Here is a 26,948-nt window from a genome sequence, read left to right as displayed (position 1 = left end):
CGGGGCCTCTACCCCCGGGGGCCGTCTCTTTTTGTTCTGACTGCCGTACTAGCCGCCCCGGCCGCCCCCACCCGGTGTCGCGGGGTGGGGGCGGCCGTGGTCGATCGTCCGGGTCAGTGGCTGTCCGGGTGGGTGTGGGCGGCCCAGCCGCCCGCGGGGATCACGGCCCGGCCGGGAGCACCGGCGCGGGCGGCGGCCTCGGCCTTGGCGATCGCGGCGTACGCCTGCGCCACGGCAGCGTGGGTCTGGGCGGAGGCAGACGAGCCGCCCTCCGCGTACGCGGCTGCACGGTTGGCGTGCTCGACCGCGCGGGAGTACGCCTCGGGGCCGGTCATGGTGGGCAGGTCAGAGGGCTGGTCAGTCATCGTGTTCCTCCTGGACGGCGAACGGGTGATGGGCACTCGGACGGGTCAGCGGACCAGCAGCGCGGCGATCACGATGAGCGGGGTGGCCATGCCGAGCAAGTAGATGAAGCGCACGGCGCTCCTCCTCTTCCTTGTGTTCTGCGGATTCGAGCCGACTGCCGTACGAGCAGCCACGGCCGTCCCCACCCCGGGAGATCGGAGTGGGGACGGCCGTGGTCGATCGTCACCGAGCAGCTCAGGCCGCCGTCGCGGTCGACGCCCACACCGCCGCCGACGGGAGCGGCTCCAGCGGAGCGGGCGAGAGACCCCGAACCGCGGACGGCTCCATCCCGGAGGGGAGTTCCCGGCCCCGGGAGGTCTCCAGGTGTCCGAGCGCCTGGTCGAGCAGCCTGGTGAGGACCGGCCACGCGAACTCCGGCTCGGGCAGCACCCGCAGCTGCGCGGCGGCCAGCCACACGTCCTGGGTGACGTCGTCCGCGTCGCGTACCGGGTCGGCGGCCATCTCGGCGAGCTGCTCGGCCGCGGCGGCGGCGAGCCGGGCGGAGTAGCGGGAGTAGAGGCTGGTCAGAGTGGTACGCATCAGGATCTCCTCGGGTAACAGGGCATGCGGAAGCAGCCCCCGGGAGCGATCTCCCGGGGGCCGTGGTGCGGTACGGAGGGTTGGTCAGCTCGCGCGGCGCTCGGGGCGGAGCGTCCGGAGCGGGACCGGCGGCGCACTCAGCGGCGCGTCACCGGCAGGCTGCTCAGCGCGGCGGGTGTCGGTGTCGCGGACCGACGGCTCGGTCGAGATCCACTTCATCTCGCGCAGCAGCCACAACGGCCGGCCGTCGCCCGACTCGTCCTCCGGCATCCCGGCACGCTTCTGCGCGGCGAGCTGGCCGACGGCCGGGGTGACCGCGGTCTTCGGCTTGCGCGTGACGCGGTTCGATCGGACGCCGTTGGTCTCGGAGACCCCTTCCTCCAAGGTCTGTGCCCAACGGGCGACCTTCACGTCCAGGACGACCGTGCGGTGGCTGCCGAGGCAGCGTCGCGGGTTCTCGGTGCCGGCCTTGTCCATGTGGTGCGCAACCAGCTTCGCCTTCGCCTTCGAGGTCGCGGCCACGTGGATCGGAACCCAGGTCCGGCAGCTCGGACAGACCAGCGACAGGCAGGTGGGGCGGAGGTCGTACTCGTGCGGCTTGAGGCTGGAGACGGACAGGGTATCGAGGCTGCTGACGGCCCGAGTGCGGGTCCGGCGGCGCCGCTCGCGAGCGGTGGTCTCGACTTCGCGGAGTGCTGTGGGCATGGGGAACTCCTCACGTACGGAGTGACAGGGATGCGTCGCGGGTGCTCTCTCCGCCCGTCAGGACGCTCAGCGAACCGGCGTCCTGACTGACAGACAGCGCATCTGCGCTGCGACGTGCACGCAGAAGTCACGGACCCGGAGGAGTTAGAACTGCCTCTGAAACTCCGGGGCCACCGAGGTGGCGACTACTGCGGTAGTGCTGGTCAAACGGGCTTCAGGTAGTCGACTTAGATTGACTACTCAATGCCCGACGCAATGAAGCATGCACGGTGCGCGACGCCAGGTCAAGCCCGATGCCTACATTGACTAGTCATTCGCGGGCATGTAGACATCTCCTATGGCAGTCAGCGGCAGGGCACGGGCCCTCTACCAACGCATCGCGGACAAACTCCGCGCTCAGATCACCGACGGGACCTTGGGCCCGGGTGACCGACTGCCGACCGAAGCAGACATCGCTTCCGAGTGGGACACCACCCGCTCGACCGCCGTACAGGGTCTGAAAGTCCTGGTCAACGAAGGTCTCATCATCAGCGACCGCCCTCGCGGGTACTTCGTCCGCAGTCGGCGGCCGATGGTGTACCGGCCGCAGGGCGAGTTCCGCAAGCGTCCACTGTCGCCGGAGATGGACCAGTTCCTGACCCAGATGTCCGAGGAAGGCCGGGAGGCCAGCCAGCACATCGAGGTCAAGGTGGAGACCCCGTCGCGGCATGTCCGCGAGCGCCTTCAGATGCGCGAGGGCGAGCTGGTCGTTGTCCGGCGGCGCGTCCGCTTCGTGGACGGCATCCCGTACAACACGAACGACAGCCACTTCCCTCTCTCCCTGGTTCAGAACAGCGAGATCATGAACCCGGACGACATCGCGCGCGGCGCGAACGTCGTTCTGACGGAGCTCGGGCACGAGCAGGTGCGCGCCCTCGACGAGCTGCACGTCCGCATGCCGACACCCGAAGAGGCCGACCGGCTGCAGCTCGGTCCCGGAACACCCGTCGCGGTCCACCTGTGCACCGGCTTCACGCAGGACGGAAAGCCCGTCCGCGTGGTGCTCAACGTCCTGCCCGGCGACCGGCACGTCATCACCTACGAGCGCAGTCGGCCCAAGGTGGAGGAGGCCATGACGATCCGTCCCGCCGTCGGCACAGACCTGCGCACGGTCATCGACCTGTGGGAACACGCCGCCACGTGGCTCAACGGACGAGGCATCGACCAGTGGCAGTACCCGCCCCGCAAGGAACGCATCGAAGCCAACATCGCGGCCGGCGAGTGCTGGATCGTCGAAGCGGACGGGGCGCCGGTCGCGACCATCACCGTCGATGAGCACGCCGACCCCGACTTCTGGTCCGCCGCCGAGGCCGGCGACCCTGCCCTCTACGTGCACCGCATGGTCGTGCGTCGCGACGTCGCGGGCATGGACCTTGGCTCGGCCATGCTCGACTGGGCGGGAAAGGAAGCGCTCCGGCAGGGCAAGCAGCTGCTGCGCCTGGACGCGTGGCGCACCAACGACGACCTTCAGCGGTACTACAGCGACCGTGGATTCGTGCACGTCAGAACCGTTGACGCCGCAGAGCGCAGCAGCGGCGCCCTGTTCCAGCGTGCCGCCAACTACAGCCGCGGAACAGGCCCTGAACTGAAGACCGAACTGCCCGACAGCACTCACTGAGCAACACCCCCTTGGCTGGGCTCGAAACCGTTGCTTCGGTTCTAGCCCCCGGGACCGATCAGTTCCACATCTGACATGTGGCCGGATCAGCTGGCCACATCAGCCACAGGATTGGGGCGGGGATGGCGCAGAAGCCAAGGGAGCTGACGCCCTGGGTGTCGCCCTTGCATAACTGGGGTTACCAGCTGCGCGAGCTGCGGAATTCGCGGGGCCTCAGCCTCCGGGAGCTCGCGAAGCGGGCCCGCATCGACCACGCTCACCTGGGGCGATTCGAGCGAGCGGAGCGCATGGCCGACCGTAACCAGGCGGCACTCCTGGACGGTGCCCTGGGTGCCAGCGGGATGCTGCTGCGCCTGTGGGAGCGGATCGGTGACGAGCGTGGCCATGTGGCCAATCCGCCCGTTCATGTGGCCAAGTCGGCGGTGGACCTGGCGTTGGCCGCAGCGGACCAGGCAGCGTCGGACGGTGAGGGGATCTCGGTCCCGTGTCGTCTACGTGATGGGTCGGTGGTCTGGGTGGCTCTGGAACGGCGTGCACTGCTGCGCGCGGGCGTGGGGTTGGGAGCCGCTGCGGCGGTCGGCGCCGGTTCGCCGGCGGCCGCGGATTCGGACGGCGTGCCGAGCCTGGTCCGCAGGGCGCGGGCCGCGTCGGCGTACGGCTCGACACCGGTGGAGCACCTGCGGCGCACCCGCCGTCTGCTGATCGACGGCGACAACCTGCTCGGGCCGCGCCACGCCCTCAAGGCGACGCGCGACTACATCGACGTCATCCAGGAGCTGCGCCGGGAGGCGAAGGGCGCCGACCGGCGCGACCTGATGGAGCTCCAGACGCAGTACGGGGAGTTCCTGTCCTGGCTCCACCAGGACCTGGGCAACCCGGACGCCGCGTCGTACTGGCTCGACAGGGCCATGCAGTGGTCGTACACGGTCGGCGACACCGACCTGACCACCTACGTCATGGCCCGCAAGGCTCAACTGGCCGGTGATACAGCCGACTTGGTCGAAGTCGTCGACCTGGCGGAGGCCGCCCAGCGCATGGCCCGGCCCCGCAGCCGGCTCGCCGCCGTCGCCCGCACCTACGAGGCGTACGGACACGCTCTTCGCGGTGACGCCGACGGCAGCGAGCGGGCCATCGACTCCGTGCGTAACGCCTTGGACGGCATCGGCTCCGATCCCACCCCGTGGGGCGTGTGGCTGAACGCCTCGTACGTGGAGGTGCACCGCGCGCAGGGCCTGGAGGCCCTCGGCAAGCACGGCGAGGCGGCCGATGCCTTCGCCGACGCCATCCGGCTGATGCCCGGCGACTACCACCGCGACCGCGGCGTCTACATGGCGCGGCAGGCCGTGGCCCTGGCCGGCGCCCGCGATCCGGAGCGGGCCGCGACGGTGGGCATGCACGCGCTGACCGTCGCGGCCGACACCGGCTCCGGCCGGATCACCAACGAGCTCGCCCGGCTCGACACGGCCCTGATCCCCTGGCAGCGCGAGGCCCCCGTGGCCGAGTTCCGCGGCGCCTTCGACTCCACCCTCGCCCAAGAGACAGAAACGGAAGCCTGAGCAGATGACTGCCCGCCCGTACGTCGTGCTGTCCGCCGCCATGTCGGTCGACGGCTACCTGGACGACACCAGCCCCGAGCGGCTGCGCCTGTCCAACGCCCCGGACTTCGACCGCGTCGACCAGGTCCGCGCGGAGTCCGACGCGATCCTGATCGGCGCGAACACCATGCGCCGGGACAACCCGCGCCTGCTGGTCAACAGCGACGAACGCCGTGCTCAGCGCATCGCCGACTGCAAGTCGGAGTACCCCCTCAAGGTCACCGTCACCGCGAGCGGTGACCTCTCCGCCGACCTGAAATTCTGGCACCACGGCGGCCAGAAGCTCGTGATCACCGTGGACAGCGCGGTGGAGAAGGTCCGCGCGACGCTCGGGGACCTCGCCGACGTCGTCAGCGTCGGGCCGGACCTCGACTGGGGCCTGGTCCTCGATGAGCTCGGGCGCCGCGGTGTCCGGCAGCTGATGGTGGAGGGTGGCGGCACGATCCACACCCAGCTCATGGCTCAGGACCTCGCCGACGAAGTCCATCTCGCCATCGCGCCGCTGCTGGTCGGTCAACCGGAGGCCGCCAGGTTCCTCGGGGCCGCCGACTACCCGGGCGGGTCGACCGCGCGGATGCAGGTCCTCGAGGTCCGCGCGATCGAGGACGTCGTCCTCGTCCGCTACGCCCCGAAGGGGCGCGCCTGATGTACGCGCCCGACCGGTGGCAGGACATGCAGTGGATGCGGCGCGCGATCCGCCTTGCGGAGATGTGCCCGCCAGCCGCGGGTGCCTACTCGGTCGGCGCGCTCATCATCGACGCGGACGGCGTCGAGATCGCGGCCGGCTACTCCCGGGAGGCCGATCCGCACGAGCACGCGGAAGAGGCCGCGCTCGGGAAACTGTCCGCGGGGGACCCGCGCCTTGCCGGGGCGACGATCTACAGCACGCTGGAGCCCTGCTCCCAGCGGCACTCGCCGCGTACGCCGTGCGCGCAGCGCATCTTGGGCGCGGGGATTCCGCGGGTGGTCATCGCGTGGCGGGAGCCGTCGCTGTTCGTCGACGACTGCGTCGGCTACGAGCAGCTGATGGAGGCAGGGGTCGTGGTCGTGGAGCTGCACGAACTGGCGGCGGCCGCGAAGCAGGTCAACGCGCACCTGGACGGGTTGACCTGATGCGAACTCAGCGACCTACCCACTGGGTAACCCACCCCGGCAACGAGTTCTCCGGCAAAGGCGCGCGATTCCTCGGGCATTCGCGACTTCTCGGGCTGGATGCGTTTTCGACCCCCGTCTGTGTCATCACAGGGGGTTAGGGTGATCTCAGACGTGATCCACAACGACGAGAACCCCGGGACCGGGCATGGTCCACGGGGCCTCGAACGGGGCAACGCCTCGTTGGGCGACACCTGGAAAGGAGGTGATCGCGAGATGAAGAGTACCCGCGTCTGCGGAACTCCACGCGCAGCTACGCCGTTCCTTTATCGCGATCACGCCATCAGGTACGCGCCTGGGCATGCTGACGCCAGCCTCCGGATTCAGGGGGTTGGGATGACCTAGCCGGCCATCGGCCGCGCGCGCCAAGAAGAAGTGGACTAGCCATCCCCTTCGGCCCCGCGCGGCCCGTCTACCGCCTGGCTCTAGCCACCAGAGCGGTCCGCTCAGATCCCGGTTCCAGCCGGTCCTGAGCCGCGGCTTATCAAGCCGCTCATTTTGTCCCGGCCCCTTATCAGGGCCATTTGCAAAACCGGTCCCTAGCCAGGACCACAAGGGCCTTCCAGGTCCAGCAGTGCCCGCGGGCCCCCGCCAAGGGGCTTCGCGGTCGCAGTACCGAAGTACCGCCGCAACACCGAAGTGCCGCTTCACCACCGAAGTGGCTTGACCGTTCCGAGGCCCCGCCAAGGGCTTCGAAACACCAGTTCGAAAACCACCGAGAGGAAGGAGATCCGCCGCTGGCCTTCGCCCATCACACGAGCCATCGAGTCGAGCCCCTGCCAGGGGGCCGTCCGCGTTGATCCATATGAAGGCTGGTATCGCCATAGTGCACGAGCACCGCAGGTCTTGTCAGGTCGACCACGACCAGGTCAGTACCCCCTCTGGGGTGATTACCGCAGGTTGTGGTGTCCCCCCTGGCGGGAATGTGACATACATCACACCCCCCAACTGTCACACCGTTTACGCTCGGTCGGCTGACCGCCTGACCTCGGGGATGTCCCTGTGAGCGCGGGCGCGGCGTTGGCCGCCGCGGTGGACCACGACTTCTGGGACGTCGTCGACAACTCCGTCGGCGTCCCGCCGGGCGGGAGCTCGCGGCGTCGGCTGCGGTCCGTCCCGGCCGGGCCGGTCCCGGAGCGGGCGGCGGGTCATCCGCTGTCGCTCGGGTCGGACGCGCGCGCCCGTCTGGGTGGCGCGGTGCGGATGCTGCTGGACACGGCCGGCCTGGCCGGGGCGTCGGACGCGGTGCGCCTGGCGGTGCTGGTGCTGGCGTCGCGGACGCCGTCGGAGACCGGTGTGGTGGAGATCCGTACCTCCGAGCTGGGCCGGTGGATCGGGGCGTCCGCGTCGTACACGGCCTCCGAGGTGCTGCCGGTGCTGCGCCGCTCGGGCGTGGTCTCGGTGGAGACGGCGGAGGGCGAGTTCGGTCAGGACGACGGTCTGGAGTGCCGGGTGCTGCCGCTGTGGGCGGCGCAGGACGTGGTCGGGCATCCGCTGGCGCTGGAGAAGAAGGAGTTCGCGACGCTGTGGCGGCTGTTGGAGGCCGTGATGGGTCCAGGCTGGACGCACCGGGACGGCCGGGTCACTCCGGCCGGGCTGATCGGTACGCGTACCGGCCGCGGCGCGGCAACCGACCGCCTCGCGCTGCTGCTGCTGGTGCTGGAGGCCCGGGAGAACGGGCGGGTGCGGCAGTGCGGCGGGACCGTGGACACCAAGCGCGGCCGCGCGGCGGCGACGGTGGCCCGGCTGCTCGGGTGCACCGCGTCGGCGGGCGAGCGGGTGCTGGAGCGCCTGGAGGACCAGGAGCTGGTGCTGCGGGTGCGTCTGAAGACGGGCTCGGGCCTGCGGAACCGGTCGCGGCTGATGGTCCCGGCGGTCGCCGCCGCGCACGGCCGTACGGTCGCCGACGACGTCCAGGAGGACCTCGCGCAGACCCCGGAGCCCGAATTTTCAGACCCCGACATTGCGGCAGGGGCTGGTGAGGCGCCCGAGCTGCCCGAAGAGTCGCAGGTCAACGGCGTGCCGGTGACGGATGTTGCGGATGTTGCAGACCCCGACGTTGCGGCAGCCCTTCACACTGACCACCCTCACCTGGTTACTCCCGTCTCTCCCCCCGCTCTCTCTGGTGGCTTTTCCGGCGAAGGCCGTGGTGGGTCCGGTGATCTGCCGGACCGCGCGTGCGTGCGCGAGGACGGCGGCCCGCTGCGCGGGGAACAGCAGGAGAAGTCCCCGGTCGGCAAGGTCGGGAACGGCGGCCGCGGGCCGGTGGCCGGTGCTCCGGTGCGGGTCGTGGACGGCGGAGGTCAGCGCGGGCAGCAGCGAGGGAGGGTGGCTCTGCCGCCGCTCGATCTGCGGGCCGTCCTGGCTCCGGTCGACCTGGTCTGGGCGCGCCTGGAGCGTCCCGCCGCCCGCCGCCTGGTGGAAGCCGCCGTCCGTAGCGAGCTGGAGCGGGTGGTCGGGTTCGCCGGCCGTACGGACGCTCCGCAGGTCCTCGCCGACCGGCTCGCCCGGCACCTGGAGACCCAGATGCGGTTGGGCAAGCCGATCTCGGACCCGGTGGGCTGGCTGATCGGCCTGGCCCTGCCCCAGCGTCAGCAGTGCGGCGACGTGCGGTGCGACGACCGCGTGCTGCTCGACTCCGGCCAGGACTGCCCGCGCTGCGCGGAGAAGCAGGCCGACCGCCGCGACCAGCGCCGTGCGGTCGCGGCCGCCGTCGACGCCGCGATGCCCGGCGCCTCCGAGACGGAGCGGCGGGCCGCGACCGAGCAGCAGCTGCACCAGGACGTGACGGCCAGGGCGTGGGCGAAGGCATACGAGTGGGAGCAGCACCGCGCCCGGAAGGCCGCCGCAGCTCAGGCCCGCGCCGAAGCCGCGGCGGCCGCGCAACCCGAGGACGTCGTCCCGGCCGCGCCGGCGGCCCCGGTCGTCGTCCTGCCCGCGCCCCGTCCGGCCGCCGCGCCCACCCCGGACGTCGACGACGTCGACCAGGACCAGGAGCTCGTCCTCGAGGACCTGACCCGCGAGCAGGTCCGCGACTGGCGGGTGCGCGCGATGAAGGACCACACCGTCGTCTTCGACCACATCGACCAGTACGGCGAACCGTCGGCAAGGCGCCTGTTCAGCAACCGGTTGGTCGACGAAGCGCAGCGCCTTTCGGGCACCCGGCACCTGGCCCTCCACACCACCTGGGGGCAGGCGTGAGCGGGGAGGTGTCCGGGGTCGACCTGGCCCGGGTCGCGCTGCGGGCCGCGATGGAGCAGGCCCGGAAGAACGGCAGCGGCCCGAAGGCGAAGAGGAAGCCGCGGACCGGTACAGCGGTGCGGCGCGACGGGCGCGAGCCGATGGGCCTCGGGGCGGCGATCGGCGCACTGGTCACCGAGCGGGCCTGGGCGCTCCCGGCCGCCGGCGGCGCGCTGCGGGAGCGGTGGGCGGTCATCGCCCCCGACCTCGTCGGGCACGTCGCGGCGGTCGGGTACGAGCCGGACACCGGCGAGCTGACGCTGCGCCCGGACTCCGCGGCCTGGGCGACGAAGGCCCGCATGGAGACGGCCCGGATCATTGCCACCGCCAACCTCGCGGCGGGCAAGCAGGCGGTGCGCACGGTCCGTGTGCTCGCCCCCGGCCCGGTCACCGCCGTCGCCGTGACGGCCGCCGACCCGGAGCCGGTCCGGGCACCGGCACCTACGGGGCCGCCGCGTACCCGCGAGACCGCGTCGGCCGGCTACCACCGTGCGCTCGCCGCGCACCACGAGCACCGTCGCGTCCGCGACAACGACATGGACCTGCGCATCCGCGCCGCCGCGGAACGCCAGAACCGGGCTCTCGTCCGTCGTCGCGAGCCGGAGGAGGCGTTCACGGAGGCCGCCGCCCAGACAACGGTTCTTCAACAGCCACTGACCCACATCCCCTGAAGCCCGGACCCCGCCGACCCCATCGGCAGGCTGGGCTTCTCACACGTACCGGCCGGACCAGGCGCTGGAACGCCGGTGGTCAGTGGCTTGTGGCGGGCGGTGCGGTTGCGCGAAGGGTCGTCAACCGAGGTCCTGCGGTGCCGTCCGTTTCGGTGATCTCGGGCCTGATCGCCGCTTCGATCGCGGTGGCCGTCGCCACACTCGCGATCGTGCCCGACCCGATCACTCCCGACTTCCCTGACGAGGACTCCCCTGACGGGGCAGGCCGGACGAGACGTGGCGTTGGCCGGGTCCGGTTCCCGCTCACGCGGTGGGTGCTCGCCCCGCGCACGACATGGCAGGCGCGGCGCCTGGCCGCCGAGTTCGGCGAGGGGATGGATGCCCGGACCGCGTGGGTGATGGCCCGCCTGGCCCGTCATCCCGACGAACACGGCTACGCCATGGCCCACCTGGACGACGAACGCCGGGCGGCGGACTGAGCAGAGCTCAGGCGCCGGCCTTCGGCTCGCGGAGATCCGGCCGGGCTGCCTCGTCGGGCACGGGCTCGCCGGTCTCGTCGTCGGTGCCCCAGAGCGCGCGGGCGAGGAAGTACAGGGCGACCATCCCGGCGTAGATGAACATGCCCCAGCCGAAGACCAGCAGGAAGACGTTCGCGTCGCTGCGTGGGGAGCTGTAGGCGACGCCCTGCATGGTCGTGAACAGCCACGGGAACCACGCCGAGCGTACGAAGCCCGGGTCGGCGTACCGGCCTCCGCCCCGGCGCCACGACAGCAGCGGGACCGCCGCGAAGCCGACGCCGGCCAGGCAGTACATGAGCGCGAAGAAGTCGTTGGCGATGAACCGGTGGCCGTTGGTGATCCCGAGATAGGCGACCCCGGCCAGGAAGAGCGCGGCCGGCACCCCGAAGCCCAGCACCTCGCCACGGTCTCGAACCTTCGCCACACTCTCCCCCTGCCGTCGACGTCTCACCCGGCACCGTACCGGCCGCACACCGCCCGGTCCGCCGATCGCCCAGAAGGGCCATGCGGACAGGGGCCACCCTGTTCTCTCCACGCTCAAGGTCCGAACATCGCTCTATCGGATGTCTGCCGGGTGGGCGTCGAGCAGCCGGTCGAGGCGGCCGTACAGCTCCCGTACGGTCCGGGCCCGGTCCTGGACGTCGCGTACCGTGCCGTCCGGCGGCGTGGCCAGGCTTTCGCGGGCTGCGGCGAGGACGACGTCGGCGAGGGCCCCTCGCCCGTCGTCCCGGGGCAGGGCGGCGGCGCGGCGTTTGACGTCGGCGGCGACCGCGTGGGCGTGCCCGGTGAGCTGGAGGGCAATCTGCTCGGCGTCCCGTTCGAGGAGAGCGCCGGTGTCCGGCCAGGCCAGGACTGCGGTCACCAGGCATTCGTAGGGCGCGCGGTCGAGCGGCAGTGTCGCTTCGATCAGGCCGTCGGGGTCGTGCAGGACGGTGTACGTCATGAGGTGGCGGCTTTCTCGTGGTCGGGGGCGGACGCGGCACGGAGACGGGCGGTGAACCGGCCGGACGGAACGAAGTCTGGCTGGGCCTCGGGCGGTGGGCTGATCCAGTGCGCGGCTGCGGTGCCGTGGCCGGTGGTGGGCATCAGCAGCTGGTGGCCCGCGCCGAGTACCCGTACGCCGGGGAGGCCGGCGGCCGTGTGCGCGGTGCCGGGCGGGACTAGGACGTAGAGCACGTCGCCGATGCGGTCCCCGAGCACCGGGTAGCCGTCGTCCAGGTGGAGTCCCATGGCGTCCAGGACGTCGAGCCCGTTCGCCATCGGGTGGACGGCGACGGCGTCCCAGTCCCGTCCGCACGCCTCCCACCGTGTGCGGTCCTCACCCCGCGCCCACAGCGCGAGTCGCTGCGGGGTGGGGTCGGCGAGCCGGTGCCAGGCCGTGATGCCGGGCGGCCGGGACGAGGCGGAACCATTCGCCATGGTGATCTCCGGATCGGTGGACATGCCGCTCCTACGCAACCAGCAGCGCGGTGGCGAGTGCGATGTCCCGCCGATGCGAGAACGATGCAAGTCTGCCCCGGACAGGGTGAAGTACGGCCAAGACCGGGCACAGCCAAGGGGCGGGAGCGATACGGTCGCCCCCTCTTCCCGTCCCCTCGCGGATGCCGTACGGAGCCGGACATGGCCGACCGCCCTCGCGTCCCCAACCCTCAGCTGCGCGCTGTGCGCGAGAGGGAGTTCCAGATGTCCCGCCAGGAGTTCGCCCGCCTCATCGTCACCACCGGCGCGGAGATGGGCGAGACCGTCGGCTGCACCTCCCGGCTGGTGGCGGCCTGGGAGGACGGCGAGGTTCAGCTCCCCCGGGCGGTCTACCGCCGCATCCTCACCCGGCTGACCGGCGGCCGGGCCCCGGAAGCCCTCGGTTTCCACCTGCCCGGCACTGGCGCCCCGCCGGCCGTCCGCGAACCGAAGGACACCGCAGACCACCGGGACGATGGCCCGGCCGCCGAGGACGGTCCCGCCCTCGCTCTCCTTCCCCAGAGGGGAGTCCCGGGGCGGATCGGGACGGTCGAGGTACGGGCCCTCGACCATGCGGTCACCACGATCTACGCCCACGATCACGACCACGGCTCCGCCGCCCTGCGCCGCGACGCGGCCCGCGCCCTGCACACCGCCTACCAGTGGCTTAAGGACGGCGCCCTCACCGACGAGACCGGACGGCGGCTGCGTTCGGCCACCGGTCACCTTGCCATCGCCGCCGGATGGCTCTCCTACGACTCCGGCCGCCCCGCCGACGCCCGCACCCTGTACGCCGAGGCCCTGGCCGCCGCCCGGCTCGCCGACGACCGGGCCCTGGAAGGACACGCCTTCGGCTGCCTCTCCCTCCTCGCCCGCGCCTCCGGCCGCCCCCGGGAAGCCGTCACGGCCGCCCAGGCCGCCCAGCACGCCGTCCGCACCCACGGCTCCCCGCGGATGCGAGCCCTGTTCACCCTGCGGGAGGCCGGCGGCTGGGCCCTCCTCGGCGACGCCCCGGCCACGGACCAGGCCGTCGTGACTGCGCACCGCCTCTACGCCGAGGGTCCGGCCGACGCCGACCCGGGATGGCTGGAGTTCTTCACCCCCGCCGAACTCGCCGGACTCGAAGCCCTCGCCCGCGCTGACCTCGGCCAGCACGAGCGCGCCGCCGCCGGAGTAGAACAGGCCGTCCTCCTCCACGGAACCGCCTTCGCCCGCAACCGCGCCCTGTACACCGCCGACATCGCCGTCCAACATGCCGTGAGGGACCGTCCCGAACCCGAAGCCGCGGCCGAGGCAGCCGGACGACTCCTCACCTACCTCCCCGAGGTGCGCTCCGACCGGCTGCTCCAGCAGCTGCGCAACGTCGAGAGCGCCCTCCAGCGGCACGCCGCCGTCCCGGCGGTCGCCGACTGGCTGGAGGAGTACCGCACCACCGCCGGCGCCAGATGAGGAGAAGACGGTGACCACCCCGCCCCACCCCACCGACGTGGTGATCCGCACCTACGGCCCGGGCCAGGTCCCGCCCCTGCTCGACACCCTCGCCGACATCTGGGCCGACGCCCACCCCGAACTCCTCGACAACCCCGACGCCGCCACCGCCGGGCTCTCCGTCCCCGCCCTCCACCGCCAGATCACCGGCCACCTCAAACACCCCGGCTTCACCCTCGCCACCGCCTACACCGACGGCACCGCCGTCGGCTTCGGATACGCCTTCCCCTGCACCGCCGCGTACTGGTTCGGCCCCGGCCTCCTCGACCAGGTCCCCGAAGGCGCCCGCACCGAACGCCTCATGGGACTGTGCGAACTGGCCGTCCGGCGCCCCTGGCAGTCCCGCGGCATCGGCACCCGCCTCCACACCGCACTCCTCACCGCCATCGCCCCCGCCTGGTCCTCCCTCCTCGCCCTCCCCTCCAACCAGCGCGGCCACGACCTCTACACCCGCCTCGGCTACGCCTACGCGGGCCCCTACCGCAACACCCCCCACGGCCCCGAGTTCGACCTCCTCCTGCTCCGCGTCACCCCCAACCCCGCCCAGCAGCACGGCCCGTGATCACGGCCCGGAGTGCTCGGCTCCCGCCCAGAGGTTGTGCTCCCTGACCTGCTGTTGCGACGGGATGCGGGGCCCTGGCGCACACCGTCCGCAGGCTCTAGCCTGCCGTGACCGAACAACTACGCAGAGAAAACGGGGACATGGCTGATTTCCGCAGCGAGGCGATCGAGGTCTTCGAGACAACGCGCAGCAGCGACACCCGGGGCATCATCGCCGCCCTGCTCCACCTGGCCGACACCTTCGGCCCGGCGGGCCCCGGTTCGCCGCGAGGACGTGGCTTCCCGGACTGGCACAAGCCGGCTCTCGCCTACCTCCAGGGCAAGGAGACCCGGGCGAAGACCGCCGAACGGATCGCCCAGTGGCTTGTCGACCAGGGGATGGAAGTGAGCGAGGAAGAGGTACGGCGCGGCATGTGGGATCTCGTCGCGGCCGGTCAGGTGAAGGCCAGGACCAGTGGTCTGGAGCCCTTGTTCTACGCCGTCCCCGAGCGCCGCTGACGACGCCTTCGCCCCGGGCGGTGGGGGAGGCCGGGACGGCGGCCCCGGTCCGGCCGTGCGGGGGCATCGCAGGGCGGGCCCGCGTGAAGGGGAGGTGCGAGGGTGCTTTCCCGGCCAATGGAGAGGGGGGAATCAGGCAGGAAAGCCGCTTTCCGACCGTCGCCTCCCGGTGCGTCCCATGATCTGTCCTGGGGACGAAGCGGCCCCAGGACGTGAGGAGCAGCGGTATGGGTGTGAGTGACAGCTATCTGTCCGGGGCGGAGGTTCAGCGGCTGCTGGGCGTCAATTCCTTCGGGCTGTGGCGGCTGGTGCGGAAGTACGACGACTTCCCGCAGCCGACCGAGCCGCCGCACGATCCGTTCGCCGGGTTCGGTGCCAGGAAGGAGCCCGAGGAGGTCTGGGACGGGTTCCAGGTCTACCGGTGGGCGGCTCAGACGCCGGAGTTCGCCCGCCGCGGCGCCGTGCTGCTGCGCCCGCTCCCCGAGGAACTGCCGTCCGGCCGGTGGGCCGGGTACAAGGACACGGTGCGCGGCCCGGCGCAGGATTGGCACACCGCCCTGGGCACGATCAGGGTCGTGCACTGCGACGACCGCAGGGCCGCAACCGACGTTGCCACCGAGATCGCCGGCGGCGGCAACCCGGACAACGTGGTCACCGTCTGCGCCCTGTACGGGGACATGAGCTTCCGCGGACCGGCGCTGGTCGCGGCCGACACCGCACACCCGGGCATCGAGTACGAGGCCGACTGGGGCAACGTCGCGACCCTGGCCGGGCACGACCTGCCCTGGTGGCCCGAACTGCTGCGCCTGCCGCACCTGATCCGGGCCTGGGAGCCCGGCGCCCCCGCGGCCGTCGTGGAGGTGCCGGCCAGCGACAGGGAGAAGATCCTGCGGCGCGTCGTGGGCAACGACGCCTTCGACGTCACCTCGCACCTGGCCGCGACGGACATGGCCAACGACATCCGCAACGACCGGGTCGACGCCGCCCTGCACGACAACGAGATCTTCGGCAGGGAAGGTCACGGCGAGCGGCGCAACCCTGTCGTCATCGCGGCCGTCCCCGACACCGGCCACCACCCCCTGCGCTCCGACGGCGACCGCCAGGTCCTCGCGGCCGGCTGGCACCAGCTCGCCCTCAGCACCCACCCCGACGCCGTCGCGGCGATCGAGGTCGCCGTCGGCCGCCAACCGGCTCTGCTCCCCTTCGGCGCGCTCACCGAGGTGCCGGTGCGCCCCGGCACAGTCAGCGAGCGGTGGGCCCGCCGGCTCACCCTGTGCGACCCGACCGCCGCCCACGCCGTCCTCGCCCAGGGCAAGAAGGCGGACGCGTTCTTCATCGACCCGCTCACCGACATGCCCGTCCTGCGCACCGCCGACCACGACGGCAAGCAGCTCTGGCGGTTCTACGCCCCGCTGTCCCTCCCGGCCGGAGACGCCGAACTCGCCTCGGTCGTCCTGCACCACACCGTGTGGGTCACCACCAGCGACGGCCACCTCCACCCCGCCCCCTGCACACCGTCCGAGCACCTGTGGTGGGGCGACGGATACGGCGACCGACCCAGCGAGGCCGCCACCGTCATCAACCTGCTCCTGGACGACCTCAAGGCTGTCCCCGACCTGCGCGAGCACTGGAACGCGCCCAAGGGCCTGGTCGCGCTGTTCAACGAGGACCACCAGCAGGGCACCGAACTCACCCGCAGCACCCTGCTCCACGCCCGGATGACGCCACCACGCACCCGGTGAACCGGCGAACTCGATGGGGGCGGCCCCGGTACGGGGGCCGCCCCCATCGGCTTGCCCGCGCCCGCGCCCCGGCCGCTGCGACTGCGGAACCGCAACCGGGGTGACCGCCCGTCATCCGATGGGGTGACGGACGCCAGTCCCCGGTGGTCCGAGGGGGACACTGAGCGGATGCCCGCCGCCGACCCGGAAGGAAACGAGATGAGCAATCCGACCCGCTCACCGTACGAGCTTGCCCCGGACGAGGGCCCGCAGAGCCTCGGCGAGCTGAAGACCGCTCTTGCCCCCTGGCCCGACGTGCTGGCCGCATTCGTCGCCGAGCTGGACGCCGCGCCGTTCCACCAGGACGGTGCCGAGCCGCTGCGCGCGGTGCGGGATGTGATCAGCGCCTACCGGGTCGAGTGGATGGCGAAGGTCCACCCCGACATCGCCCAGGCCGTCGCCGACGACGAGGCCGGGATCGACAACGCCGTCCCGCTCGACGTCGTCATGGCCGACTACGACCCCGACACCTACGAACGCCGGAACGGGGGAGCGGCGGCATGACGTACAAGGTCGTCCTGGCCCCCCAGGCCCAGCGCGCCCTGGCCGGCCTCGTCCCGGAGCGGCGCCGCGCGGTCCACGAGACGCTGCGCGGACCACTGTCCACCACCCCACTCGCGGTCGGAACACCGGAGGGCAGCGGGCCGGACGCGCTGCGGAAGCTCGCCGTGGCCTCCGCCGGGGTGACCATCGGATACCGCGTCATCAACGCTCAGGTTGAGGTCCGGGTCGTCTGGCTCCTCGGTTGGCCCTGACTCTGGACGACGAGGACACACGGCGCGCCCGTGTGCGGCTGTTCGGGCGGGTGGTTCCGTCGCGACGGACGGCGCGCACACGGCCGCCGGGCTGGCGGTGCTGGGGCGCGGCGACTGCCTCGCCAAGTCCGACGCCCTCGTCCGGGGCTTCCGCGCGCTCGGCCACGAGGTGAGGCGGGTTGCTTCCCCCGCTTGGCCCACCGCACACACCCCGCCCGTCTCGTTGAGCAGCTGGACGGGCCTGGCGCGGGTCCGGGGAAGGGAAGTGGTGACGTGGCAGTCAGCCGTAAGAGGAAAAAGAAGAAGAACCAGAATCGGGCCACCCCTGTGTGGGAGGGCCGCAGCGTCTACGGCTTGGGGGAGGAAGCAGCCGCGGCCGGTGGCCCGTCGCGCAGGAACGTGGCGGTGGGACATCGGGCAGCCGAAGCCGATCGGGTGTGGTTCGACCGGCACCCGGGCGCCTCGGTTCGCGTACGCGAGGCCCTGCCTGGCGAGCTCGATCACCGTGCGTTCGGCTCCGAGCCCCTCGCCGCGAATCAGAGGGGAGTCGTGGTGGTAGTGCAGGCCGCCCCAGGGCGCCGCACCCGCATCCCGTACGCGGTCATCACCACTCCGACGCCTGGCGTGGCGATCTCCCCTCAGCAACTCGAGGCAGTCCAGGCGGAGTGGGAGCGTGGCGACCAGACGGCCCACTTGATGAGCCAGGACGGCAGACTCATCGACGGACTCGCACTCATGCGAGCCCTTCCACCCCGCGGCTGACAACCCGCAGACAGACATCTCGGCCAATGCGAGAGCCGAATCGGGCAGCTCGGAGCAACGACCGTGTGCCGCGCGGCGTCCCGCAGCAGCCTGTGACGACTGGCTGCACCTAGGTGCCTCACACGGCGTTTCCGCAGGTGGAAGCGCTTCGGCTGGCTCCTGTGAGCTGTGAGCGGCGACTCTCGGCGGGACAGTGTCCAGATGGGTACACTGGGTGACGAAGACCCTGGATTCGTCCCTGGTAGCTCCCGGAAGGGGCAGGCCACACACCCAGGGTTGAGACGCCTCTGAAGGCCGTCCGGCATCCGCCGGGCGGCCTTCTTGCATGTCCACCCCCACCCCCCGAGAAAGTCCGGGCGGGTTAAAAAACAAGCTAAAAGCTAGGGTAAATCGTGCTAGGGTGAAGCGCGAGAGGAGACCGCACATGGCATCCGAGGAAGAGCTGTTCGCGAACATCGACGCGTTGCTGGAGGAGGAGCCTCAGCTCCCGCCCCCGGCGGAGCGCGCCCGCCTCCGTGAGGCTGCTGGTATCACCCAGGCCCGCCTCGCGGCCGCGCTGAAGTCGACCGTGCAGACGGTGAAGAACTACGAGAACGGCAGGAGCGAGCCGAAGTCGCCGCGCCTGGAGGCGTACCAGCGGCTGCTGAAGGGGTGGGCGGCGAAGTACCCGGCCCCCGGGCCGGACGTTCCGCTGGGCCGGTGGGCCCGGGATCAGAAGCAGAGCGCCCAGACGGAGGAGGGGCCCGCGCGGATGTCGCCGGAACGCGCGGCGGCCCTGAACTCGCTGCCGTCACGGCCCGAGGTGCCGCAGACGTTCACCCGCGTGCCCACCGTTGAGGAGGACGAGACCGAGCCCGACATCGGTGTTGCGGTGAAGCCGGCGCCCGAGCGTCCCGCCCGTCCGGCGACGTCGTCCCGGCGCCCGGCGAAGAAGGCCGCCGCGCGCCCGGCCGCCGATCCGCGGTTCCCTCACGGTCCGCTCGCCGTCCTCGACGGCGACGGCTCCGCGTACGGCGTCGACGGCCTGGTGCTGGACTGCCCGGCGACCACGGTGGTCGAGCTGGTGGAGTGGACCCTCGCCGAGTCCGGCCTCGGCGCGCCGAAGCTGCACCGGTACGGCAAGGACGCCGACCCGCTCATCGTCCTCACCGCGGCGGCCGCGGTGAAGCTGGGGCTGCCCGAGCGCCTGGAGGACCGGCGGGGTCTGCGTCTGGAAGAGGACCACCCGGTCGTCAAGCAGGTGTTGAAGGCGCGCTGGCAGCTCACCCAGCGCGGATTCGGCCCCTGGGCGCGGATCTACCGCAAGGCCCAGGGCCGCGAGCGGCAGTGCGTGCAGCTGGCGGTCCTGCCGTGGGACGCGCTCGACTCCCGCGCCTGGCCCGGCGTCGCCGGGATGGAGCCGGCCGACATCGCCCGCGTCCTCGGCGTCTACGCCCAGCGGGTCATCACCCCGCGCGGCTCGACCGCGGTGTCCGGCTTGGAGCTGATGACCGCGCTGCGCCCGCCGACCCGGCCCGTGCGCGATGAGGAGACCGGGAACTGGGTGAGCGGGCCGAACCCCGGCAGCTTGGGGACTGAGCCGATGGACCCGGCGCCGCCGGAGGGCCAGCCCGAGCACCCCGCGATCTACCACTCCGGGTGGAAGGGCGGCTTCCTCCGCGAGGAGGCGTACCAGTGGGTGCGGTCGGTGGACACGCTCACCGATGAGGAGTGCCTACTGCCCTTCGCGGTGGGCTTGGACCTGAACACCGCGTTCCTCGCGGCCGCCGCGAGGCTGACGGTCGGCCTGTCGGCCCCGGACCACTTCGTCGGCCCGAAGTTCAATCCGAAGATCCCGGGCTCGTGGCTGGTGGACCTGTCCGGCATCGAGCTGGATCCGCGCCTGCCCTCGCCGTTCACCCCGGACGGCACCCGGCCGACGGGCCCGGCCTGGTACCAGACGCACACCGTCGCCTACGCCCAGGAGCTCGGCCACAACGTCGCCCCGATCGAGGCGTACCTGCGCCGCGAGACCGGCGCGTACCTCGACCCGTGGCACGACCGCCTCAAGAACGCCTACGTCGACACCCTCGCCGACCTCGGCGTCACCAAGGACCTCACCGACACCGAGTTCCTCGCCGCGATGGAGCGGCACAAGCAGGTGGACCCGGCGATGGCCGCCGTCCTCACCGCGATCAAGAGCACGGTCAAGGGCGGCATCGGGAAGCTGTTCGAGAATCCGCAGGGCAAGGGCTACAGGGAGGGCGAGCCGTGGCCGGCCATGATGCGGCCGACCTGGCGCCCGGACATCCGCGCCGCCGTGATCTCCAAGGCCCGAGTCAACATGCACCGCAAGCTGCTGAACATGTCCCGGATGACCGGGCTGTTCCCGCTCGCCGTGCTCTCCGACTGCGTCGTCTACCCCTCCCCGGGCGCCAGTCCGCTGGACTTCCTCCCCTACGCCGCCTCCGGCAAGCCGCAGCCGGGCGGGTTCCGTCTCGGCCCCACCCCGGGCCTGGCGAAGCTGGAGGGCGTCCAGGAGATGTCCTGGGCGGTCGACCTCATGGAGCAGGGACTGAACCCCGCCCGCCACATCAAGGGCGGCGACGCCGTCCTCGACGAAGGAGAATGAGCCGTGGCCGGAGAGATCGACGACGCCATCGAGCGCGCCGACCGGGAGGCGTTCACCAAGGAGCCGCCCAAGACGTTGAAGGGCCAGATCGGCTACCTCCTCAAGCAGTACGGATCCGCGAAGGCGGTGGCGGCGGAGATCGGGGTCACCGCGGACTCCGTCAACCGCTACCGGCGCGGGGCCCGCAAGCACGCCCGCGCCGACGTCGCCGCGAAGATCGACGACGCGGTGCGGTCCCGCTGGCAGCCCGGCGTGCGCAAACGCCGCCACAAGCAGGCCGCCGCCACCGGCATCACGGTCGAGACCAGGGCCCGGTTCGGCTACACGTCCTCCGCCGGATCCACCGACGACGGCCGCTTCCGCCGCCTCACCGTCCGCCTCCCCGCCCACTACGCACAGCGCCTCTTCGACGCCCGCCAGGACGGGGCCAGCGACCAGACGATGCGGGAAATCGTGGCCGAGGGATTCAAAGAAGTCTATTTCCAGGACGGCGGAGCCCGCGCCATGGGACTCTCAGACGTCGAAATCAACGACATCGACTACCTGGACGTGTCCTTCTAACCGAGGCCATCGTTTAACCCCATAAGGAATTACCGAGAAGAAAGGCTGGACTATGACCCACTCCGACGTCTCGCTCATCGACCTGGACAAAAGCCCGCTGGGCGCGGTGGACGAGGAGGCCGTGCGCCTGGCCGACGTCCTGGAAGCCCACCCCGGCACCAGCGGCGTCACCGACTCCGGCCCGGAGGGCGACATCGTCTTCACCACGGCCGCGGGCACCTGGGCGCTCGACCTCCGGACCGGCCCCGACGGCGAGGTGTTCCAGAACCCGACCGGCGCCCCGGCCCCGACCGCGGTGGAAGGGCCCGCGCACGAAGTGCTGCGCGACGTGGTCGTCCCCGCGCTCCTGGCCGACCCCGCCTACCGGGCCGCCACCGCCGACGGCGACACCCTCACGGTCCACCTCGCCACCGGCCGCCACTACACCCTGGCCCTCACCCCGGCCGCCTGACACCCGGCCAGCGCCGCGCACCGAAAAAAGTGGGGCTGGGTCCCCGGCATCGCAACTGCCGGGGACCCAGCCCCTTCACGCAAGCACGATCAGGCCAGCACGACAACCACCCACACTCCCCAAGGACCGCCCATGGACACCGGCACCAACCAGGACAAGGCCCCGTTCCTCGACACCGCCCGCATCGCCGACGCCCTGCTGGACAGCCCGCACATCAGCTTCGTCGCCCCGGTCGAACCCGGCGACGAGACCGTCTGGTTCCGCGACGCCGACGGCACCGGCTTCGAACTGACCCTGACCACCGCGGAGCCGGTCCCCGACGCTGAGCGCGTGGCCTACGCCTGGGACGCCGTCGCCGCCGCGATCGGCAACCACCCGCACTTCGTCCGCGCCGCACTCGGCCAGGAGTCGTTCGGGCCGCTCAACCTCGACACCATCACCGCGCAAACGCGCACCGGCAACGAGTACACCCTGAAGCTGACCGTCGCCCCGCGCCCCGGCTACGGGAAGGAGCCGGCCTCCTCGCCAGCCTCCCCGTCGACGTCTGGGGCCGCCGACATCGCCTACGCCGCCGACCGGCTGCTGGCCAGCGACCCGAGCGACTCAGAACGGGCGACGGCCGAGCTCCTCCACCACCTCGCCGCCACCTGGGACCGCCAGGAACCCTCGATGCGCCGGCACGCCCGAGCCGTCGCCCGCACCCTGCGCCGGTAGAAGGGAATCCGCCCATGCCCGCATCCACGGCCACCCGGCGCGCGTACGGTGAGGGGAGGACCCGCCGGGAGGACAAGAGGACAAGATGAGCGCGCAGCCCGACCACGCCCCCATCCCGCCGTTCGCCCCCGCGCCCGGGGCGCCGGCCGAACTCCTTGCCCAGCTCCACGCCGACAAGCGCGCGGACCGCTGGGTGCCGGCCTTCGAGCGGGAGTGGGCGGCCGCCCTCGAGGAATCCCGCCGCACGTTCTCCCTGGCCGGGCTCTATGAAGTCGTCCAGGACTGGCAGGGCCGCATCGCGCACGCCCCGGCCGTCGACGCGTTCGTCGCCTCCGGCTACGACGACAGCGACGCCGTCGACCTGGCGGAGCTCCGCGTACGGCGCCGGTGAGCCCGCCGCCGTACGCGGTCCGCGTCTCCGCCCCGGCCGCCAAGGCCCTCGACGCCCTGCCCGAGTACGCGGCGGACACCGTGTGGGACATCCTCACCGCGGCCGCCGCCGATCCATGGGGCTTCCGGCAGTTCGACACCAGCGACGACGAAGGCGAGGACGTCCGCTACGCGGCCGTCGGCCAGCTCTCCGTCACCTTCTGGATCAACCGGCCCCGGCACAGCCTGACGGTCCTGAACATCGTCTGGCTCGGATAGCACCCCGTGACAACGGCCCGGCCCCGGCATCGCAACTGCCGGGGCCGGGCCGCTGCGCATCGTAGCCACCGCCGTATCCATCCGTTGCCGCCTGGTGGCAACGGCGGTTGTCACCAGGCGCCGCGGGGCCGGTCGGCACCGAGCTGCACCTCGCGCCGGCACTCCGGGCACTCCGGCAGGCCCTCCACCCGGCGCGGACGGTCGTCCTTCGCCCAGCTGAACCCGCACAGCGCCGTGTTCGAGTACAGCTCGACCTGGTCGTCCTCGGAGGCGTGCGAGCCGTAGCCCGGCACCCTCCAGGTGAATGTCGCCTCCCCGTCGTACGGGCCGCCCTCGGGCCACTCGTACACCGGCTCGGTCGTGGTGCAGCGCATCCGCAGGTCAGGACCCTTCCACTTCTTGCCGTGGATGATCTCCGCAGCGGCGTCGGCCGCGTCCGCGAGGCGCTCGAAGGACAGGTCGTAGTCGTGCATGTGCTCCCACGAGCCCGCCTTCTGCGACTCGCGCATCAGCGAGCGGAACATCAGCAGCAGCCGGGCCAGGTCGTGGTGATGGACGCGCACCGTCCGGGTCGCGTGGTCGAAGCCGTAGGTCGGGTCGTACGGCGGCCTGTTCGGCATCGGTTCTCGTTCCCTCGACGGTCAGCGACCGCGGCACGGTCGGCGGCCGGGTGCTCAACGACCCGGGCCTGCCGGGGCCACGCAACCCTCCGCCGTCCGTGCGCCGGCTCCCGCTCCTTCCCGCCTCCTGGCTCCCGTCGGCTCGTGCGGCCGGCCCGCGCCCGCCGTCGCGCCGGGCAGGTCGTGACAGACCCGCCCCGTGCCCGGTGTCATGCTGTGAGGCTAGGAGGCTCACAGGCCGTTTTCCCAGGTAGACGCGGTGGCCTATGAGGCTGTGAGCCTGTGAGGCGGGCGCGATCAGCCCGAGTGGCGGCGAGTCAGGTCCTCCAGCACCTCGTTCCAGACCTCGCCGTTCCGGCGCCGGAGGACCGCCTCCTCCATGGCGCGGGGCGGCAGGGCGGCGAACATGTCCGCGACCGGTCCGCCCCGGCCTTCCTGCTCGCCCCACCACAGCTGCTCGGCCACCATCATGTTCCGGCTGATCCAGAATTCTGGAACGGTGTGCCGCCCTGCGAACGCCGGGCCCGTCGCCGCCTGGGGTGCGCCCCGGAGGCCGGGGACCTGGCGGCTGTCCTCCGAGTTCGCCAGGAGGGCGCGGGCCGATGCGGTCGCGGCGAGCGCGGGCGTCAGTGCTTCCGCGAACTGCGGCCCGAGCCGGGCGAGCGCGTCGACCAGGACGTCCACGGTGGCCAGCGTGTCCGACGCCGCCGACGGCGACCACCCGCCCTCGGTCACGGCCTCCCACACCTCGCACGCCGCGTCCGACAGCCCCTCGACCCGCTCCGGCAGCTCCATACCGGGCCCAACGACCAAGCACCGGCCCGCGTGCCGCACCGGGCACCAGCCGACGTCCGCGGCTGTGCTCCCGCACGCCCTGGTGGCGCCCGCCGGGCCGGAGGACGATGGAGGGGTGGGCAAGCAGCGCGAGGACCAGGAGCACGGCGCCGAACCGGCGCGGACGGCGCTCACCGCGGACCGGGCCCGGGCGATGACGGCCGGGCTGCGCGACGCGATGGACGACGTCCTGCGCTCCGTGGCGGTCCTCGCCGCCCGGGTCCGCGACGCGCACGCCGCCCGCGTCTGGCTCCCTCTGGGGTACAGCAGCTGGGAGTCGTACTGCCGGGCGGAGTTCGGCATCAGCCGGGCCTTGGCAGGGACGGTGCTGTAGCCGCTGCTCCTAGTGCTGCTGCCCGGCTGCTGCTCGTGCTCCTGGTGCTGCTGCTCCGTGCTGCTGGTGGTGATGGTCGGGTGCAGCACGGCCATGCTCGGGGTGCAGCGCAGCATTTACATGGGCCGGGCGGGACAAGGGTGCTGCTCGTGCAGCAGGCCAAAAGATCTATGCAGCGGCTGCATGCAGCACGACGCGGTGCAGCGCGCTGTCGGACGGCGGGCGGGCCGGTCACCGTGCTGCGGCACGGCGGCACGGCGGCCGGGAACGGCGACGGCGCCCTCCCGGTGGGGTGGGCGCCGTGGGGGTGGCGGGTAGGTGTCGCGGGTCATCCGGCCAGGCGCAGGGAGGGCGGTGCGTCGGGCAGCGGGGCGTCCTCGCCGCCGTCGGGGTCCGGGTCGAACCCTGTCCCGATGCGAGCGTCGCGGGCGCGCGGCGGGCGGATGTCCCCGGTCGGGAAGTTCAGCGGCCACACGAACGTGTCGGGGGCCTTGAGGTGGTTGACCATGTGGCTCAGCGACTCGTAGCCAGCCAGCAGGGGGTGGATGAGGACCTCGCCGCGGCGCTGCCGCTCGCTGATGATGCCCTTGTCCCGCAGCTGGCTGATGGCCCGGGAGACAACCGACTGGGTCAGCCCGAGGCGCTCGGCGAGCTCCTGCTGGCGGATCTTGACCAGGCCGCCCGGCTCCTGGCGGGAGGTGAGCACGTCGAAGACGTCGCGGGCGGTGGGGGACAGGCAGGCGTTCGGCAGGACCTCGAAGATCTCCGGGTTGTGGAAACCAGGGATGGAAGCGGAGCTCATCGCGTGGCCTCGTTCCTCACAGTCGGAATGGTGATCTCGTGATCGACCAGGGTCTTCTTCAGCGACTTCACCAGGCGCAGCTGCTTGTCGCTGCCCCATCGGTAAGCGTAGAGCGGGTTCAGGCGGTACACCCCGCGCTGCTCCCTCCACGTGAAGTTGTGGTGGCACAGCTGGCTGACGGCGCGGGAGATCTTCGACTGCGAGCAGCCGTACTTCTTGGCCAGGCCGCTCTGGGTCATCTCCACCAGGCCCTGCTGGTCGTGATGCGTCTTGAGGTGGTCCAGGACGTTGCGCGACATCGCGCTCAGATCGAACTTCCACAGGTTGTCCTCGATCACCTGGGACATGCTCAGGTGCCCCTTGCCGTAGAAGACATACGGCTTGACCGGGTCCCTCGTCGTGAAGGTCCCGCCCCGCTTGGCCAGCCTCTCCAGGCTGCTCACCAGCTGCGTCGCCGTCTGCATGCCGTTGACGCCATCGGCGGGCAGCGGGGCAGAGGCCAGCCGCGGCGTGGTCGTCGGCGCCTCCGCGCTGCGCCTCAAGGGCTGGGCCACGGGCTCTCCTCCATGATCGTTGAGGCTGCATAACATAGCAGATCTGCGATGTTATGCAGGAGATCTATGCACGCTGCGGGCGTGTCCCTGGACAGAAACGATCTAGTCACCTACGTGCATACAACTCGCCCCCCTCGGGCGTGATCCATTCACCCAGGCTGCATACATCTCCCGCGTTTCCGCAGGTCAGAGGCTTGCGCCTATCTGATCTTTAGAGGCGCGCCCCCGCCGACCCGCGCTGCGCCCTCCAGTCGATCCATGCAGCGGCGAAGCTGACGACCGGGCGCGGGAAGCCGCGGATCCATCCGCCAGCGGCGGCTGACCAGTTGCTGCCCGTCGGCCCCCGGGCGGGGCTGAGGCGGCTTCGCGTGCGGCTCCGTGGACCAGGTGCGGACCGTAGGCGGCACCAGCGGCTCTGAGTCTCGGGTGGTGCCGACCGTGACGCTCAAAAGCCCGGAGGAGTGGCGGTGTTGGTGGTGGGCTCCGCCGTACGGCCTGGCGGCCGCACGGCTTATGTACCTCCGTACGCCGAATTCCGGCATTCGCATATCGGGCTTCCGTTCTACGGCTGAGGCATTCCGGTCCGCATGAATCAAATTCAGCAGGTGAGCTTATGGACGGGGCCAGGAGTGGCGCGTTTGGAACCCAAACGCTACACACTCAGCACCGGTGATGCATCACGCGGGGTGTGCGTTCCCCCTCGCGGGTGATACATGTCCGAAATCCGTCACACAGCAGCGGCTTGGCATCTATGCTGGCGGGGTATTGGTGAACGTCAGCGGCCGGTTTCGAGGGTGCGGGAGTGGTTAGGGTGGAGCGCAGCGGAGCCCGTCACTGCGGTGAGGCCGGCACCCGATCGAGCCGACGGTCCGTCACTCTCGTTGCGGGGGTGGTGGGCAGGAACCCCAGGCCCTACACAGCCCGCGCGTGATGCACCTCCCCTCGTAGCCAGCCTGAGTGATCGCGCTTGCGCGGTCGCCTCCAATTCGCGCTTGCGCGAATTGCATTCCGTCCGGAATTCCGTTCACGGAAT

The 26,948-nt window shown here is 71.6% G+C and carries 31 protein-coding genes; 20 read left to right on the top strand and 11 right to left on the bottom strand.

Translation table 11 applies throughout. The features are described 5' to 3' along the window. Nucleotides 1-113: 113 nt before the first annotated feature. The 4 genes from ACFXAZ_RS34910 to ACFXAZ_RS34895 form a co-directional block, all read right to left on the bottom strand. Nucleotides 114-365: a hypothetical protein gene (locus ACFXAZ_RS34910; protein ID WP_351501157.1), complete on the bottom strand. Its 252-nt coding sequence runs from the start codon at nucleotides 363-365 to the stop codon at nucleotides 114-116. Between the two features lie 45 nt (nucleotides 366-410). Next, complete coding sequence (locus ACFXAZ_RS34905) at nucleotides 411-539, bottom strand: hypothetical protein (RefSeq protein ID WP_384599525.1); 129 nt, start codon at nucleotides 537-539, stop codon at nucleotides 411-413. A 61-nt stretch (nucleotides 540-600) separates the two neighbouring features. Further along, complete coding sequence (locus ACFXAZ_RS34900) at nucleotides 601-945, bottom strand: hypothetical protein (RefSeq protein ID WP_384599522.1); 345 nt, start codon at nucleotides 943-945, stop codon at nucleotides 601-603. An 84-nt stretch (nucleotides 946-1,029) separates the two neighbouring features. Continuing rightward, nucleotides 1,030-1,650 (bottom strand): hypothetical protein, encoded by a 621-nt coding sequence (locus ACFXAZ_RS34895; RefSeq protein WP_351501161.1) that lies wholly within the window; start codon nucleotides 1,648-1,650, stop codon nucleotides 1,030-1,032. A gap of 337 nt (nucleotides 1,651-1,987) precedes the next feature. On the opposite strand from ACFXAZ_RS34895, the gene ACFXAZ_RS34890 reads away from it, so the two are divergent. The 7 genes from ACFXAZ_RS34890 (at nucleotide 1,988) to ACFXAZ_RS34860 (ending at nucleotide 10,444) form a co-directional block, all read left to right on the top strand. Next, nucleotides 1,988-3,307 carry a GNAT family N-acetyltransferase gene (locus ACFXAZ_RS34890; RefSeq protein ID WP_351501163.1) on the top strand — a complete coding sequence of 440 codons (1,320 nt, stop codon included), beginning with the start codon at nucleotides 1,988-1,990 and terminating at the stop codon, nucleotides 3,305-3,307. Between the two features lie 122 nt (nucleotides 3,308-3,429). Then, nucleotides 3,430-4,863, top strand: a complete 1,434-nt coding sequence (locus ACFXAZ_RS34885) for a multiprotein-bridging factor 1 family protein (RefSeq protein WP_384599518.1) — start codon at nucleotides 3,430-3,432, stop codon at nucleotides 4,861-4,863. A gap of 4 nt (nucleotides 4,864-4,867) precedes the next feature. Beyond that, nucleotides 4,868-5,548 (top strand): RibD family protein, encoded by a 681-nt coding sequence (locus ACFXAZ_RS34880; protein WP_384599516.1) that lies wholly within the window; start codon nucleotides 4,868-4,870, stop codon nucleotides 5,546-5,548. After that, entirely contained in the window at nucleotides 5,548-6,015 is a 468-nt protein-coding gene (locus ACFXAZ_RS34875) for a deaminase (protein ID WP_351501169.1), read from the top strand. Before ACFXAZ_RS34880 ends, ACFXAZ_RS34875 begins: the two co-directional genes overlap by 1 nt. Nucleotides 6,016-7,056: 1,041 nt before the next feature. Further along, nucleotides 7,057-9,255, top strand: a complete 2,199-nt coding sequence (locus tag ACFXAZ_RS34870; RefSeq protein WP_384599512.1) for a hypothetical protein — start codon at nucleotides 7,057-7,059, stop codon at nucleotides 9,253-9,255. Further along, the gene (locus tag ACFXAZ_RS34865; RefSeq protein ID WP_384599509.1) at nucleotides 9,252-9,965 is read left to right on the top strand and encodes a DciA family protein; all 714 of its coding nucleotides are present in this window, start codon (nucleotides 9,252-9,254) and stop codon (nucleotides 9,963-9,965) included. Before ACFXAZ_RS34870 ends, ACFXAZ_RS34865 begins: the two co-directional genes overlap by 4 nt. A gap of 137 nt (nucleotides 9,966-10,102) precedes the next feature. Then, the gene (locus tag ACFXAZ_RS34860) at nucleotides 10,103-10,444 is read left to right on the top strand and encodes a hypothetical protein (RefSeq protein ID WP_351501176.1); all 342 of its coding nucleotides are present in this window, start codon (nucleotides 10,103-10,105) and stop codon (nucleotides 10,442-10,444) included. Between the two features lie 7 nt (nucleotides 10,445-10,451). Here ACFXAZ_RS34860 and ACFXAZ_RS34855 read toward each other — a convergent pair whose 3' ends face one another. The 3 genes from ACFXAZ_RS34855 to ACFXAZ_RS34845 form a co-directional block, all read right to left on the bottom strand. Then, on the bottom strand, nucleotides 10,452-10,907 hold the full coding sequence (locus tag ACFXAZ_RS34855; protein ID WP_384599506.1) for a hypothetical protein: 456 nt from the start codon (nucleotides 10,905-10,907) through the stop codon (nucleotides 10,452-10,454). A gap of 132 nt (nucleotides 10,908-11,039) precedes the next feature. Beyond that, on the bottom strand, nucleotides 11,040-11,426 hold the full coding sequence (locus ACFXAZ_RS34850; protein WP_351501179.1) for a DUF6415 family natural product biosynthesis protein: 387 nt from the start codon (nucleotides 11,424-11,426) through the stop codon (nucleotides 11,040-11,042). Further along, nucleotides 11,423-11,926 (bottom strand): hypothetical protein, encoded by a 504-nt coding sequence (locus ACFXAZ_RS34845; protein ID WP_384599503.1) that lies wholly within the window; start codon nucleotides 11,924-11,926, stop codon nucleotides 11,423-11,425. Before ACFXAZ_RS34845 ends, ACFXAZ_RS34850 begins: the two co-directional genes overlap by 4 nt. A 177-nt stretch (nucleotides 11,927-12,103) precedes the next feature. Between ACFXAZ_RS34845 and ACFXAZ_RS34840 the strand changes: the two genes are divergently transcribed. The 12 genes from ACFXAZ_RS34840 (at nucleotide 12,104) to ACFXAZ_RS34785 (ending at nucleotide 22,771) form a co-directional block, all read left to right on the top strand. Continuing rightward, entirely contained in the window at nucleotides 12,104-13,390 is a 1,287-nt protein-coding gene (locus ACFXAZ_RS34840; RefSeq protein WP_384599501.1) for a hypothetical protein, read from the top strand. Between the two features lie 10 nt (nucleotides 13,391-13,400). Next, complete coding sequence (locus ACFXAZ_RS34835) at nucleotides 13,401-13,991, top strand: GNAT family N-acetyltransferase (RefSeq protein ID WP_384599498.1); 591 nt, start codon at nucleotides 13,401-13,403, stop codon at nucleotides 13,989-13,991. A 140-nt stretch (nucleotides 13,992-14,131) separates the two neighbouring features. Further along, a complete protein-coding gene (locus ACFXAZ_RS34830) occupies nucleotides 14,132-14,488 on the top strand; it encodes a hypothetical protein (protein WP_351501187.1) in 357 nt (118 codons plus the stop codon). Nucleotides 14,489-14,715: 227 nt separating this feature from the next. After that, complete coding sequence (locus ACFXAZ_RS34825) at nucleotides 14,716-16,230, top strand: hypothetical protein (RefSeq protein WP_384599495.1); 1,515 nt, start codon at nucleotides 14,716-14,718, stop codon at nucleotides 16,228-16,230. Nucleotides 16,231-16,428: 198 nt separating this feature from the next. After that, nucleotides 16,429-16,773, top strand: coding sequence for a hypothetical protein (locus ACFXAZ_RS34820; protein WP_384599493.1), 345 nt, complete (start codon nucleotides 16,429-16,431; stop codon nucleotides 16,771-16,773). After that, entirely contained in the window at nucleotides 16,770-17,024 is a 255-nt protein-coding gene (locus ACFXAZ_RS34815; protein WP_384599490.1) for a hypothetical protein, read from the top strand. Before ACFXAZ_RS34820 ends, ACFXAZ_RS34815 begins: the two co-directional genes overlap by 4 nt. A gap of 1,186 nt (nucleotides 17,025-18,210) precedes the next feature. Beyond that, nucleotides 18,211-20,397 carry a telomere-associated protein Tap gene (gene tap / locus ACFXAZ_RS34810; RefSeq protein ID WP_384599487.1) on the top strand — a complete coding sequence of 729 codons (2,187 nt, stop codon included), beginning with the start codon at nucleotides 18,211-18,213 and terminating at the stop codon, nucleotides 20,395-20,397. Nucleotides 20,398-20,400: 3 nt separating this feature from the next. Then, a complete protein-coding gene (tpg, locus tag ACFXAZ_RS34805) occupies nucleotides 20,401-20,958 on the top strand; it encodes a telomere-protecting terminal protein Tpg (RefSeq protein WP_351501197.1) in 558 nt (185 codons plus the stop codon). A gap of 52 nt (nucleotides 20,959-21,010) precedes the next feature. Further along, a complete protein-coding gene (locus tag ACFXAZ_RS34800; protein WP_384599485.1) occupies nucleotides 21,011-21,409 on the top strand; it encodes a hypothetical protein in 399 nt (132 codons plus the stop codon). Nucleotides 21,410-21,541: 132 nt separating this feature from the next. Further along, nucleotides 21,542-22,123 carry a hypothetical protein gene (locus ACFXAZ_RS34795; protein ID WP_384599482.1) on the top strand — a complete coding sequence of 194 codons (582 nt, stop codon included), beginning with the start codon at nucleotides 21,542-21,544 and terminating at the stop codon, nucleotides 22,121-22,123. 85 nt (nucleotides 22,124-22,208) lie between these two features. Next, nucleotides 22,209-22,514: a DUF6247 family protein gene (locus ACFXAZ_RS34790; protein ID WP_384599479.1), complete on the top strand. Its 306-nt coding sequence runs from the start codon at nucleotides 22,209-22,211 to the stop codon at nucleotides 22,512-22,514. After that, the gene (locus ACFXAZ_RS34785; protein WP_351501203.1) at nucleotides 22,511-22,771 is read left to right on the top strand and encodes a hypothetical protein; all 261 of its coding nucleotides are present in this window, start codon (nucleotides 22,511-22,513) and stop codon (nucleotides 22,769-22,771) included. Before ACFXAZ_RS34790 ends, ACFXAZ_RS34785 begins: the two co-directional genes overlap by 4 nt. A gap of 110 nt (nucleotides 22,772-22,881) precedes the next feature. Here the strand turns inward: ACFXAZ_RS34785 and ACFXAZ_RS34780 are convergent, their stop codons facing one another. Beyond that, entirely contained in the window at nucleotides 22,882-23,391 is a 510-nt protein-coding gene (locus ACFXAZ_RS34780) for a hypothetical protein (RefSeq protein ID WP_384599476.1), read from the bottom strand. A 297-nt stretch (nucleotides 23,392-23,688) separates the two neighbouring features. After that, nucleotides 23,689-24,186, bottom strand: a complete 498-nt coding sequence (locus tag ACFXAZ_RS34775) for a hypothetical protein (RefSeq protein ID WP_384599473.1) — start codon at nucleotides 24,184-24,186, stop codon at nucleotides 23,689-23,691. Between the two features lie 64 nt (nucleotides 24,187-24,250). On the opposite strand from ACFXAZ_RS34775, the gene ACFXAZ_RS34770 reads away from it, so the two are divergent. Next, nucleotides 24,251-24,559, top strand: a complete 309-nt coding sequence (locus tag ACFXAZ_RS34770; RefSeq protein ID WP_384599470.1) for a hypothetical protein — start codon at nucleotides 24,251-24,253, stop codon at nucleotides 24,557-24,559. Nucleotides 24,560-24,887: 328 nt separating this feature from the next. On the opposite strand, the gene ACFXAZ_RS34765 is transcribed toward ACFXAZ_RS34770, so the two are convergent. Both ACFXAZ_RS34765 and ACFXAZ_RS34760 read right to left on the bottom strand, forming a co-directional pair. Next, nucleotides 24,888-25,361 (bottom strand): helix-turn-helix domain-containing protein, encoded by a 474-nt coding sequence (locus ACFXAZ_RS34765; protein ID WP_351501211.1) that lies wholly within the window; start codon nucleotides 25,359-25,361, stop codon nucleotides 24,888-24,890. Continuing rightward, nucleotides 25,358-25,915 carry a replication/maintenance protein RepL gene (locus ACFXAZ_RS34760; RefSeq protein WP_351501213.1) on the bottom strand — a complete coding sequence of 186 codons (558 nt, stop codon included), beginning with the start codon at nucleotides 25,913-25,915 and terminating at the stop codon, nucleotides 25,358-25,360. Before ACFXAZ_RS34760 ends, ACFXAZ_RS34765 begins: the two co-directional genes overlap by 4 nt. Between the last annotated feature and the right edge of the window lie 1,033 nt (nucleotides 25,916-26,948).

Source organism: Streptomyces sp. NPDC059477 (genome assembly GCF_042749375.1).
Classification (GTDB): Bacteria; Actinomycetota; Actinomycetes; order Streptomycetales; family Streptomycetaceae; genus Streptomyces.
The sequence above is the reverse complement of the archived record's forward strand: the minus strand, read 5'-3'. Positions and strand labels throughout refer to the sequence as shown.

Excerpts from the sequence above, each read along its gene's own strand:
- ACFXAZ_RS34800 (WP_384599485.1), top strand. The coding sequence starts at position 21,011 with ATGACCCACTCCGACGTCTCGCTCATCGACCTGGACAAAAGCCCGCTG.
- ACFXAZ_RS34780 (WP_384599476.1), bottom strand. The coding sequence starts at position 23,391 with ATGCCGAACAGGCCGCCGTACGACCCGACCTACGGCTTCGACCACGCG.
- ACFXAZ_RS34895 (WP_351501161.1), bottom strand. The coding sequence starts at position 1,650 with ATGCCCACAGCACTCCGCGAAGTCGAGACCACCGCTCGCGAGCGGCGC.
- ACFXAZ_RS34845 (WP_384599503.1), bottom strand. The coding sequence starts at position 11,926 with ATGTCCACCGATCCGGAGATCACCATGGCGAATGGTTCCGCCTCGTCC.
- ACFXAZ_RS34795 (WP_384599482.1), top strand. The coding sequence starts at position 21,542 with ATGGACACCGGCACCAACCAGGACAAGGCCCCGTTCCTCGACACCGCC.
- ACFXAZ_RS34820 (WP_384599493.1), top strand. The coding sequence starts at position 16,429 with ATGAGCAATCCGACCCGCTCACCGTACGAGCTTGCCCCGGACGAGGGC.
- ACFXAZ_RS34910 (WP_351501157.1), bottom strand. The coding sequence starts at position 365 with ATGACTGACCAGCCCTCTGACCTGCCCACCATGACCGGCCCCGAGGCG.
- ACFXAZ_RS34775 (WP_384599473.1), bottom strand. The coding sequence starts at position 24,186 with ATGGAGCTGCCGGAGCGGGTCGAGGGGCTGTCGGACGCGGCGTGCGAG.
- ACFXAZ_RS34850 (WP_351501179.1), bottom strand. The coding sequence starts at position 11,426 with ATGACGTACACCGTCCTGCACGACCCCGACGGCCTGATCGAAGCGACA.
- ACFXAZ_RS34815 (WP_384599490.1), top strand. The coding sequence starts at position 16,770 with ATGACGTACAAGGTCGTCCTGGCCCCCCAGGCCCAGCGCGCCCTGGCC.
- tap (WP_384599487.1), top strand. The coding sequence starts at position 18,211 with ATGGCATCCGAGGAAGAGCTGTTCGCGAACATCGACGCGTTGCTGGAG.
- ACFXAZ_RS34900 (WP_384599522.1), bottom strand. The coding sequence starts at position 945 with ATGCGTACCACTCTGACCAGCCTCTACTCCCGCTACTCCGCCCGGCTC.
- ACFXAZ_RS34825 (WP_384599495.1), top strand. The coding sequence starts at position 14,716 with ATGGGTGTGAGTGACAGCTATCTGTCCGGGGCGGAGGTTCAGCGGCTG.
- ACFXAZ_RS34830 (WP_351501187.1), top strand. The coding sequence starts at position 14,132 with ATGGCTGATTTCCGCAGCGAGGCGATCGAGGTCTTCGAGACAACGCGC.
- ACFXAZ_RS34875 (WP_351501169.1), top strand. The coding sequence starts at position 5,548 with ATGTACGCGCCCGACCGGTGGCAGGACATGCAGTGGATGCGGCGCGCG.
- ACFXAZ_RS34885 (WP_384599518.1), top strand. The coding sequence starts at position 3,430 with ATGGCGCAGAAGCCAAGGGAGCTGACGCCCTGGGTGTCGCCCTTGCAT.
- ACFXAZ_RS34880 (WP_384599516.1), top strand. The coding sequence starts at position 4,868 with ATGACTGCCCGCCCGTACGTCGTGCTGTCCGCCGCCATGTCGGTCGAC.
- ACFXAZ_RS34765 (WP_351501211.1), bottom strand. The coding sequence starts at position 25,361 with ATGAGCTCCGCTTCCATCCCTGGTTTCCACAACCCGGAGATCTTCGAG.
- ACFXAZ_RS34840 (WP_384599501.1), top strand. The coding sequence starts at position 12,104 with ATGGCCGACCGCCCTCGCGTCCCCAACCCTCAGCTGCGCGCTGTGCGC.
- ACFXAZ_RS34790 (WP_384599479.1), top strand. The coding sequence starts at position 22,209 with ATGAGCGCGCAGCCCGACCACGCCCCCATCCCGCCGTTCGCCCCCGCG.
- ACFXAZ_RS34890 (WP_351501163.1), top strand. The coding sequence starts at position 1,988 with ATGGCAGTCAGCGGCAGGGCACGGGCCCTCTACCAACGCATCGCGGAC.